Origin of the sequence: Gaetbulibacter sp. M235 (genome assembly GCF_043876835.1) — a bacterium.
Taxonomy (GTDB): domain Bacteria; phylum Bacteroidota; class Bacteroidia; order Flavobacteriales; family Flavobacteriaceae; genus Yeosuana.
The window spans coordinates 181188-192341 of the sequence record NZ_JBAWJZ010000002.1; the positions used below are offsets into that span (position 1 = coordinate 181188).

Here is an 11154-nt window from a genome sequence, read left to right on the forward strand (position 1 = left end):
CTATTAAAAAGTTTCTTTTGATGAACGGAGCAATGTTAATGCTTTTTATAAACATATTTCATGACAATTGTCATGAAATATGTTTAATGTTTAAATAATTAATTTGATTCTGGAAAATCTAAATCCTGAAGCTCATTCAATTGTTTTAGCAAGTCAAAAGTTTTTTTTGCTTCAATTTCATCAACAACACTAATAGCAGCTCCAACATGTACCATAACATAATCATTAACTTTAGCTTCTGGAACAAGTGTTAGGCTAATTTCTTTAATTACCCCGTCAAACGATACTTTACCAGTTCTAAATGTTTCATCTAGCTGAGCAGTTATTTCTATTAATTTTCCTGGAATTGAAAGACACATAATTTATTAATTTTGGGTTTTTAACCAATCATACCATTTTGTCATTCCTTCTCCCGTTGTAGCAGAAACTTCAAAGAATTGTAGATTGGGATTTACTTGTAAAGCATATTCTTTAAGCTTGTCAATATTAATGTTCACATATGGCAAAAGGTCTATTTTGTTTATGATGCAAATATCTGATGTGTGAAACATATCAGGGTATTTAATAGGTTTATCTTCTCCTTCAGTAGTGCTAATTATTACAATCCGCTTATTTTCACCTAAGTTAAACATTGAAGGGCAAACTAGATTGCCTACATTTTCAATTAGTAAGATGGAGTTGTCTTTAATATCTAATTTTTTAACTGCTTCAAAAACCATATCACTTTCCAAGTGGCAACCTTTTCCAGTATTAATTTGAATAACAGGAATGTTTAAAACATCAATTCTATTGGCATCGTTTAATGTTTGTTGGTCACCTTCAATAACGTAAAACATTTTCTCATCCTTTAAATCACTTAATGTTCTTTCTAAAATAGAGGTTTTTCCAGAACCTGGAGAGCTAACCATATTCAAAACAAAGATTCCTTTAGCTTCAAAATAGCCTTTATTTCTGGCTGCCATAACTTCATTATGATGCAGAATATCTTTCTCTAAATCTATAACAGTTTTATGATGATGATCATGGTTGTGAGAATGCTCGTGGGAATGGTCATGATCATGGTGATGATGATCATGTGAGTGATCATGATTATGTGTGTGTTCATGTCCATCATGATGATGGTGGTGGTGTTCATGTTCTCTTATTTCTTTAGGATTTTGAATGGTCACACCATTTTCTTCAGATCCACAACCGCAAGTTCCACACATAGTTTTGAAATTTATGATATACTCAAAGATAGTCAATAAGTACGTTATCTTTAAAAAATTTTATTGCTTTGTCTAGATTTAAACTTCCTTTTTCGCTTAAACCAATATTTAATTCCCAATCATAACCTTGAATGCCAAAAACGGAGGCTTCTGGAATATGATTGTATAATTTGTTAGATAGATACAATATGGTTTCTGGCTCCAACGCATGTGTGCTGAAACTGTATTTTTCAGATGGATAGCAGGTATTTAAATAATAACCTTCTTTAATTTCTTCCTTACTGGCATCAACAAAAATGACTTTATCGTAATTTGAGATTAGCTCTGCATCTTCAATTTGTAGCTGATATCTGTACTCCAAATCAATATTTGTATTTTGCTCTTCAAGAAAATTTAAGAATAGCCAACCTAAGCCATCATCTTGTCTACCAGAATTCCCTATTCCAAAAATGATAATATTTTTACTATCTTCTTTTTTCATCAATTAATTTACCATTATTGTCAAACAATGAAATTTCTAGTGGCATTTGTCCTAGAGCATGAGTAGCACAGCTCAAGCAAGGATCGTAGGCTCGTATAACAACTTCAACCTGATTAAGCATGCTTTCGGTAATTTCTGGCTTTCCACTAATTACATTATTGGCAACCCACTTAACTGCTTGATTCATGGGTTCATTATTGTGAGTAGTTGAAACAATTAGGTTGCAGCGTGTAATTCTATCTTTATCATCTACTTCATAATGATGGATTAATGTTCCTCTAGGAGCTTCAATTATACCAATACCTTCATTACGTCTTTTTCCTTTTCTAACTAAATCGTTACTTAATATATCTTCATCATTTAATAATTTCTTCATCATTTCTGCACAGTATAACATCTCTATTAATCTTGCCCAATGAGAATACATCGTCTTATTATTAATCTTGTTGTTTGTTGATAATTTAAATATGATGCGTTCTTCTTCAGCAAAAGGAGTTTCTATTCCGTTACAAATATTAATTCTAGCCAATGGGCCAACTCTGTTCCAACCTTTATCTTTACCCAATTCTTTTAAATATGGAAATTTTAAATATGACCATTTTTCAACTCCTTCATTAAAATAATGAATGTAATCATTGTTTGGTACATCATTTAAAGTAACTTTACCATTAGCATCAAGTGCTCTCAAGTTACCATTATAGAGCTCTAAAAATCCATTTTCTTTATTAACTAATCCTAGATGACCAGAAGGATATTCGGCAAATTCATCCAGCCATTTTCTGTTGATTTCATGATATCCTTTTAAAAATTGAATTATTTCCCTAGACCAATTTATCATGGCGTCTATAGATGGAATCTCCTTGCTATTTAAGAAATAATCTCTATCTTTTAAAGTGATTTTTTTATGAACACCTCCAGGAACTGCCGAAATACCGTGAATACGTTTTCCAGCGATAGTTTTAATAATTTCCTGACCAAATTTTCGCATTAAAATTCCTTTTTTAGCAAGATCGGTATGTTTGATTGCTACCTCGGCAATATTACGTTTTGCTGGATCTGCATCTACACCAAATAATAGGTCTGGAGAAGCTAAATAGAAGAAATGTAAAGCATGCGATTGAAAAACTTGTCCAAAGTGCAACAGCTTTCTTATTTTTTGAGCAGGCAAAGAGAGGTCTTCTGGTTCTAATCCTACAATTTGATCTATGGCTTTAGCCGCAGCCAAATGGTGACTTACAGGACAAATACCGCACAGACGTTGTACTAAAACTGGTGCTTCCCAATAAGGATGCCCCTGAATGAAACGTTCAAAACCACGAAATTCTACAATATGAAAAAATGAATCTTTGACTTTGTTATGTTCATCTAAATGAATGGTAACTTTTCCATGTCCTTCAACTCTAGTTACTGGGTCAATAATTATTTTTTGCATTTTTAATCGTATTTAAATTCTTCGTGAGCGATTGAGTACTCTTCATTTAAGAGAATATTTTTTATAACTTTCCAAATATGCTTTGCGCTTGGAGGACAACCGGGAATGAAATAGTCAATTTTTACTATTTCATTACAAGGATATACATTGTTTAAAAGTTTAGGAATATCCTCGTGGTTAGGTATGATATTGGCTCCTATTTCACTGGTAAGACCATTTATGTAAGCTTCTTCTAAGCATTCTTTTAATGGAACAAAGTTTCTCATGGCAGGAATTCCTCCCATGATTGCACATTCGCCAAAACCAATTAGGATATCACATTTTTTTCTGAATTCTTTAAGCACTTCTATATTCTCTGAATTTGCGCAACCGCCTTCAATTAGGCCAACATCACAGCGTTTACTAAATTTTTTGATATCTGTTAATGGTGATTTGTTGAATTCAACAATTTCTAAAACGTCTAAAATTTCAGTATCAATATCTAACAACGACATATGGCAGCCAAAACAACCAGCTAATGATGTTGTGGCAACTATAAATTTGTTTTCATCCTGTCTTTTTTTGAAACGATCTATAATATGCACATCTTTATCTTTGCCAACAATGTCGTATTTTCTATTTCCAAAGGGTTGTTCGTAAATCATTCCTTTAATAAGAATTGCGCCAACAGGACATAGGTTCATGGCATGCATTGCTTGCGAGTCTGTTAATTTAGCTTCTTCATTGTAATCAATACGAACTCGTGTTTTAACACCACGACTTACAAATGAAAACACATTTTTACCGTCGTTTGTTTTAATTTCCTCAACACAACGTTTACAAAGAATGCATCTGTTGGATTCCATAATCATTCTATCAGAAGTAAAGTCAACAACCTTATTACTGTAAACATGGGAAAATCTTGTATTTGTGATTCCCATATCGTAACTAAGATTTTGCATATCGCAATGCCCGCTTTTTTCACATGATGGACAAAAATGATTTCCTTCAGCAAACAACATTTCTATAATTGCTTTTCTGGTATTTAAAAGCTCTGGTGTGTTAATTTCAACTTCCATACCTTCGTATACTTTTGTTGTACAGCTGGTTGTTGTTTTACCATTAACAATTACAGTGCAAATTCTGCAGGTGCCTAAAGGAGGGTTTACTTCATGAAAATGACATAAAGTAGGAATGTAAACTCCATTTTCTTTCGCAGCATCTACTAAATTCTTGCCTTCATGAACTTGAAACTTTTTTCCGTCAATAGTTATGTTTATTAGATTATTCATAAGAGCTTTCTATTTCGTGGATTATACTATCATAAATTTCAGTGGACTTTTCTAAATCAAATGATTGGTTAATATCGCTCTCTGCAAGAAGACATTTTTGGAATTCTCCAGGAAATTTTAACATGGCAGTCAATAAACAATTTGTTGATGTTTTACCTAATCCACATCTGCTGGATTGTTTAATTATAGTACTCCATTCTTTAATTTCATGAAGGTCATCTTTATCTGCATGACAAAGCATTATTTTATTAATTTTCTTATTCAACAAAAAGTTACCGGTTCTGCATGGTACACAAATACCACATGATTCGGCAACAAAAAATTTTGTAATGTTTTTAAGAATTGAAATCAGGTCACGTTCTTTGTTGAAAATCATAAATGAGCCACCACTTCTTAAACCAACACCACTCATTTTTTGGGAATATTCAATTGGATCCTCGAATGTAAATTGAATGTGCTCAGCTAATAGATTTTCACCAGATATTTCTCTATCAAAATCAACTTCTGATAAAAATTCTCCTGAAAAACCATTAAACAATACCATCTGTGTGTCTTTAGCTCCAGTAAGGTTTAAAAAATCTTTCAATTTCATTCCCCATTCAATTTCGTAAACTCCAGGTTTGTCACAATCGCCAGAAACACTTAATAATTTAGTTCCAGGTGTCGCACTTGTGCCTGTTTTTAGGTAGTTATCTAATCCCATTTCCAGAATTCTTGGAACAGCACATAATGTTTCTACATTATTAACAACCGTTGGTTTACCCAAATATCCTTTTTCAACAGGAAAATATTCTTTGGTAGTTGGTTCACCTCGTTTGCCTTCCATTGAAGCAATAAGGGCAGTTTCTTCTCCACAAACATAAGCTCCAGCACCCATATGAATAGTAACTTCAAAATTGAATCCTTCTATGCCAAGGATGTTTTTACCAAGTAATCCATCTTTGTTAAATTCCTTTATTGTTTTTTCAATTTTATTTTTTAAAAACAAATATTCTGCACGCAGATAAATTGTTCCTTCGGTTGCGCCTACGGCATAACCTGCAATGGTCATGCCTTCGAGGAGTAATCCTGGATATTGGTTTAGTAAAACCCTATCTTTAAAAGTTCCAGGTTCGCCTTCATCTGCATTGCAAATAATATATTTTTGGTCGGATTCATTATCTTTACAAAACTGCCATTTCATTCCTGTTGGAAAAAATGCGCCACCTCTTCCAGAAAGTTTAGATTTTTTTACTAAATCTATAACTTCAACTTGATTAAGAGCAATTAACTTTTTTAGTCCTTCTCCTTTATTATATTTTTTAAAGAAAATGGTTTTTCCATCTTCTTTTGGGGTGTATTGTATATTGTCTTTTGGAAAGTCACTCAATGATTCTAATGAATGTCCTTGTTTTAATTTAGAGATTATGTTTTTTACCTTACTTGGTGTAAGATTAGTAAAAGGGTAAAAATTTATTAGTGCTGATGATTCTTGATCGCTTAGGCCAATACATGAGGTTTTAAAAAAACCAAATAATTTGTCCGGAGTTACATTACCAATTAGAATACCTAATTCGTCTTGAAAAGCTTTTTTTACATCCTGATAATCTTTGTGTTGAGAAATTGTGGAACAGTTTAGATAAATTGTGTATTTCCCTGCATCAGAAAGATGAAAGAAATGATAAAAAGATATAACGCCTTCTAATTCAATCATAGAGATATTAAACTCACTTGAAATTTTTTTCATATCATCTCTGCTGATGAATCTTCTTTTTCTTTGAATATCCCATAGAACATTCATTAAAGTGGTTCTTTTTGCTGCTGTTTCTTTAGTTACCATAATGAGGAAGAATGATTTGTAACTAATATAAGGCTGAAGTAAAAAAAATAAAATGACAACTGTTAGGTATTTACGAATTACAGTAAAATCATTAAATAACTAGAAAAGTAGAAGACTGTTAATTGAATTGTTGAAAAAACAAAACTAATTTCGGATTTTTATGAAACTTCCAAACTTTTTATCAATAATTCTTTCCCTTTAAGAATACTTTTAAGATAACTATTACATTTTGGACATGAATCATATACATTTTTTATTTTAAAAGTATGATTACAATCCCCACATTTTGCTAAAGCTTCAATAATGTTAATTCTTCTTTCAGCTCCTTCTAAAACCGTATTTTTTACGGCTGAAGGCCATATAAAATCTAAGGAATCAAATTCTATTCCAGCTAAAGTACCTATTTCTAGTTCTATCAACTCAACCTTCTTTTTTTTAGCTTTTTTGGTTTCCTTTTCAGCAATATCAACTATGCCAAGTGCTATTGATAATTCATGCATATAGTTGATTTTTTTTGGGTTTAAAATACTGATAATAAGAACAATAATAGATGTTTAATAAATTTTAAAACATGATAAAAGTCATATTTTTTTTCGATTTGATTATTTAGATTTAAAACTTTATACAAGTAATGTTTATGATTTCAACTTTTAATAATCTAATTTAAATTATGGCTACAAATAAAGAAGAAAGAGAGACTTATTATGAAAGCATAATAAAACAAGGCTATAGTAGAAGAGATTTCATGAAGTTTGCCACCTATATTGCTGCTTATATGGGATTGGAAAACTCTATGGTTGGCCAAGTGGCTAAATCTCTTGAAACTACTTACAGAGTACCAGTAATTTGGGAGCATTTCCAAGAGTGTACGTGTTGCAGTGAATCTTTTATCCGTTCCGATCATCCAATTGTAGCAGATATTATTTTAGATAAAATATCATTAGATTATACACTAACATTAATGGCTGCATCTGGGCATCAAGCAGAAGCGGCTAAAAAAGCTACAATGGAAAAATACAAAGGAGAATATATTCTTTGTGTTGAAGGCTCTGTACCAATGGGGGATGATGGTAATTATTGTTGTATTGCAGGACAATCTGCAAAAGATATATTAATTGAATCAGCAGCAGGAGCCAAAGCCATTATTGCTTGGGGTAGTTGTGCATCAAATGGATGTGTTCAGTCGGCTAAGCCAAATCCTACTAATGCAACTCCTATTCATAAAATAATTAAAAATAAACCAATAATAAGAGTTCCTGGTTGCCCACCAATTGGAGAGGTAATGGCAGGTGTTATTATCCATATGGTAACATTTGGAAGATTGCCAGAACTTGATAGACTTGGCAGGCCAAAAGCATTTTATGCTAAACGTGTTCATGACAGTTGTTATAGACGACCTTATTATGATGCAGGATTATTTGCAGAGACATTTGATGATAAAAATGCTAAAGACGGGTATTGTCTTTATAAATTAGGATGCAAAGGGCCTATGACATACAATTCATGTGGTACTATAAAATGGAATAATGGAGTAAGTTATCCAATTCAATCAGGACATGGTTGTATTGGTTGTAGTGAAGAGAATTTCTGGGATAATGGGCCATTCTATAAAAGAATCGCCAAAGTTCCAGGATTACATGAAGAAGGACTTGCAGATGATATAGGAAAAATAGGAGCAGGAGTTTTAGCAGGAGGTTTAGCACTTCATGCTATTGGAGCTAATATTTCTAAAAGAAAAGAATTAGCAAGTAGAATTAACAGAGGTATTTCAAACGAAAAAGATATTGACTCTTAAAAATTGTAATCATGGCAGATAGAATAGTAGTTGATCCTGTTACTAGAATTGAGGGTCATTTAAGAATTGAAGCAGAAATTAAAGACGGAATAATAGTAGATGCCTACAGTTCAAGTACAATGGTACGAGGCATTGAAGAAATTGTTAAAGGTAGAGACCCAAGAGATGTTTGGGCCTTTGTTCAAAGAACCTGTGGTGTTTGCACAACGGTTCATGCATTAACGTCTGTAAGAGCTGTTGAAGATGCCTTAGGCATTGCAGTTCCTCCAAACGCAGAAATGGTTAGAAATATTATGGAAGGTGCTTTGTATATGCATGACCATACGATTCATTTCTATCATTTGCACGCTTTAGATTGGGTAGATATTGTAAATGCTTTAAAAGCAGATCCTGTTAAAACTTCTGAAATTGCTCAGAGCATATCTAATTGGCCTAAAAGCTCACCTGGATATTTTTCAGACATTAAAAAGAGAATAACCAAATTTGTTGAGAGTGGTCAATTAGGAATTTTTGCCAATGGCTATTGGGGTCATCCACAAATGAAATTACCTGCTGAAGTAAACCTATTGGCCGTTGCTCATTATTTGGAAGCTCTTGAATGGCAAAAAGAAATAGTCAAAGTTCATACTATTTTTGGAGGTAAAAATCCACATCCAAACTATTTAGTTGGAGGAATGGCTTGTGCTATTAATACAGAAAATCCTGGAGGTATCAATGCAGAAAGGTTAGCTATGGTAAAATCGCTTCTTGAAGAAGGTAAACGTTTTATAGAACAAGTTTATATTCCAGACCTTTTAGCAATTGCATCATTCTACAAAGATTGGGGTGCCATTGGTAAAGGGTTTGGTAATTACATGTCCTATGGTGATTTCCCAGTTAATGGATATGCAGATCAATCTAATTTTAAATTCCCACAAGGTGTTATTTTAAATAGAGACTTGTCCAAAGTTTTAGATGTAAATCATAGAAGTACAGATGAAATAGAAGAATTTGTAAATAATTCTTGGTATGATAATTATGCTGAGGGAAAAGATACTGGTAGACATCCATGGGAAGGGGAAACAAATATTAAATATTCTGGTCCAAAACCACCATATGAGCATTTGAATGTTGAAGAAAAATACAGCTTTGTTAAAACACCAAGATGGAAAGGAATGCCAATGGAAGTAGGTCCTTTAGCTAGACTTTTAGTGGGTTATGGTAGAGGCAATAAAGAAATTCAAGAAGCTGTTAATGCTGCTTTGGCACATTTAAATGTTCCTGTTGATGCACTTTTCTCAACTTTAGGTAGAACAGCAGCAAGAGGTATAGAAACCCAATTAGTGGCAAATTGGACCATGGAATTTTACGATACTTTAATTCGTAATATCAAAAATGGTGATGAAAGAATGGCCAATACTGAAAATTGGGAACCTTCTACTTGGCCAGCTGAAGCAAAAGGAGTTGGGTATATGGAAGCTCCAAGGGGTGCACTTGCACATTGGATAAAAATTAAAGACGGAAAAACCGTTAACTATCAACAAGTGGTTCCAACAACATGGAATGCTTCACCAAGAGACCCAAAAGGCGAACGTTCAGCTTACGAGTCTTGTTTAATTGGAACTCCAGTTGCCAATCCAGAATTGCCTTTGGAAATTATTCGTACCATACACTCATTCGACCCTTGTTTGGCTTGTGCAGTTCATTTGTATGATGAACATGGTAACCATATTTCAAAAGTGCAGCATACAGGAAGTTGCGAAGTTTAGCTAAATAAAAAGATCATGAAAAAAATAACAAATTTTAAACGTGTTTACGTCTGGGAATTACCAGTCAGGATCTTCCATTGGTTAAATGTTTTGGCTTTATTTGTATTGGTTGTTACAGGTTTTATAATTGCAAATCCGCCAGCCATACTATCTAGTGCAGAAGCAACAAACTTACATTCTTTTGGAATTGTTAGATTTTTACATTTTACAGCTGCTTATCTATTCTTATTTGTTTTAATAATGAGATTTTATTGGGCATTTGTAGGTAATAGATTTGCTAACTGGAAAGCGTTTTGGCCATTTACTAAAAAGAACTGGAATAATTTTTGGCACGTTATGAAAATTGATATCATGCTCTTTAACGATAAAGAAGAGGATGTTACCAAAATCAGTATCGGTCACAATAGCGTTGCAACACTGTCTTATATAGCCATGTTTGTTATAGCAATTGTTCAAATAGCTACAGGTTTTGCATTGTATGGTGATATGGCCTCATGGTGGTTGCCAAAAATGTTTACTTGGGTAATTCCGCTTTTTGGTGGAGACTTTATTGTAAGAAGCATTCATCATACAGCTATGTGGTTATTTATTTTCTTTGCCATGGTTCATGTTTATTTAGTATTTTATCATGACTGGTTGGAAGGAAGAGGAGAAGTATCTTCAATGTTTGGAGGATATAAGTTTGTATCAGATGAACGCCTTAAACATGCTCATAAAGAAGAAGAAGTTGAGATTAAAGAAGAGAAAGGTATTGTAGCAACAAAATAAATTTTTAATATCTAGCAATAAATTCATTCAAATACATACTTATTTTGGATTTGGATGAATTTATTTTTTAATTTAAAATATGAAAATAACAGAAAGAACTCCGGTTGCCATAAGTAGTGATTCCTTTTTTTTTGAAAAGGATAAATCTAACAGTATTCTTGTTATGGGTGTTGGCAACTATTTAATGGGAGATGAAGGAATAGGTGTTCATATTATTCAGGAAATGTACAAAAAAGAATTGCCTGAATATATAGATATTTTAGATGGTGGAACAGGAGGTTTTTTATTATTAAGCTGTTTTCAAGTATATCCAACCATCATTTTTGTTGATGCCACTATGGATGGAAAACCAGCTGGAACAATTTCTCTAATTCGGCCTAAGTTTGCTTCAGATTTTCCTTCGGCATTAAGTGTTCATGATGTTGGTTTAAAGGATATGATTGAAGCTGTTTATCTAATGGAAAAAGTGCCAGATATTCATTTGTTTACCGTCTCAATTGAAGAAATAAATCCAATGACCATAGAGCTAAACCCAAAAGTAAAAGAAGCAATTCCCGAACTGATTGATAGAATTTTAATGCATTCTAAAAGTTTACGTTTTAAATAAATGTAACTTTATGTTTAATTAAAAT

11 protein-coding genes are annotated in these 11154 nt (G+C 32.8%); 4 read left to right on the plus strand and 7 right to left on the minus strand.

Annotated features, from left to right (window positions below):
• Positions 1–98 precede the first annotated feature (98 nt).
• From V8G69_RS03485 to hypA, 7 genes are all read right to left on the minus strand, one after another.
• A complete protein-coding gene (locus tag V8G69_RS03485; protein ID WP_394880418.1) occupies positions 99–359 on the minus strand; it encodes a HypC/HybG/HupF family hydrogenase formation chaperone in 261 nt (86 codons plus the stop codon).
• A 6-nt stretch (positions 360–365) separates the two neighbouring features.
• The gene (gene hypB / locus V8G69_RS03490) at positions 366–1208 is read right to left on the minus strand and encodes a hydrogenase nickel incorporation protein HypB (RefSeq protein WP_394880419.1); all 843 of its coding nucleotides are present in this window, start codon (positions 1206–1208) and stop codon (positions 366–368) included.
• A 22-nt stretch (positions 1209–1230) separates the two neighbouring features.
• Positions 1231–1689 (minus strand): hydrogenase maturation protease, encoded by a 459-nt coding sequence (locus tag V8G69_RS03495; RefSeq protein WP_394880420.1) that lies wholly within the window; start codon positions 1687–1689, stop codon positions 1231–1233.
• A complete protein-coding gene (locus V8G69_RS03500; protein ID WP_394880421.1) occupies positions 1673–3121 on the minus strand; it encodes a Ni/Fe hydrogenase subunit alpha in 1449 nt (482 codons plus the stop codon). Before V8G69_RS03500 ends, V8G69_RS03495 begins: the two co-directional genes overlap by 17 nt.
• 2 nt (positions 3122–3123) lie before the next feature.
• Positions 3124–4392 carry a 2Fe-2S iron-sulfur cluster-binding protein gene (locus tag V8G69_RS03505; protein WP_394880422.1) on the minus strand — a complete coding sequence of 423 codons (1269 nt, stop codon included), beginning with the start codon at positions 4390–4392 and terminating at the stop codon, positions 3124–3126.
• Positions 4385–6211, minus strand: coding sequence for an NAD(P)H-dependent oxidoreductase subunit E (locus V8G69_RS03510; protein ID WP_394880423.1), 1827 nt, complete (start codon positions 6209–6211; stop codon positions 4385–4387). The genes V8G69_RS03505 and V8G69_RS03510 overlap by 8 nt, the downstream gene beginning before the upstream one ends.
• Before the next feature lie 158 nt (positions 6212–6369).
• A complete protein-coding gene (hypA, locus tag V8G69_RS03515) occupies positions 6370–6711 on the minus strand; it encodes a hydrogenase maturation nickel metallochaperone HypA (protein ID WP_394880424.1) in 342 nt (113 codons plus the stop codon).
• Between the two features lie 170 nt (positions 6712–6881).
• Here hypA and V8G69_RS03520 point away from each other — a divergent pair, with 170 nt between their 5' ends.
• The 4 genes from V8G69_RS03520 (at position 6882) to V8G69_RS03535 (ending at position 11129) form a co-directional block, all read left to right on the plus strand.
• On the plus strand, positions 6882–8006 hold the full coding sequence (locus tag V8G69_RS03520) for a hydrogenase small subunit (protein ID WP_394880425.1): 1125 nt from the start codon (positions 6882–6884) through the stop codon (positions 8004–8006).
• 11 nt (positions 8007–8017) lie between these two features.
• Positions 8018–9754 (plus strand): nickel-dependent hydrogenase large subunit, encoded by a 1737-nt coding sequence (locus tag V8G69_RS03525; RefSeq protein WP_394880426.1) that lies wholly within the window; start codon positions 8018–8020, stop codon positions 9752–9754.
• 15 nt (positions 9755–9769) lie between these two features.
• The gene (gene cybH, locus V8G69_RS03530) at positions 9770–10522 is read left to right on the plus strand and encodes a Ni/Fe-hydrogenase, b-type cytochrome subunit (protein WP_394880427.1); all 753 of its coding nucleotides are present in this window, start codon (positions 9770–9772) and stop codon (positions 10520–10522) included.
• Between the two features lie 79 nt (positions 10523–10601).
• Positions 10602–11129, plus strand: coding sequence for a hydrogenase maturation protease (locus V8G69_RS03535; protein WP_394880428.1), 528 nt, complete (start codon positions 10602–10604; stop codon positions 11127–11129).
• Positions 11130–11154: the final 25 nt, after the last annotated feature.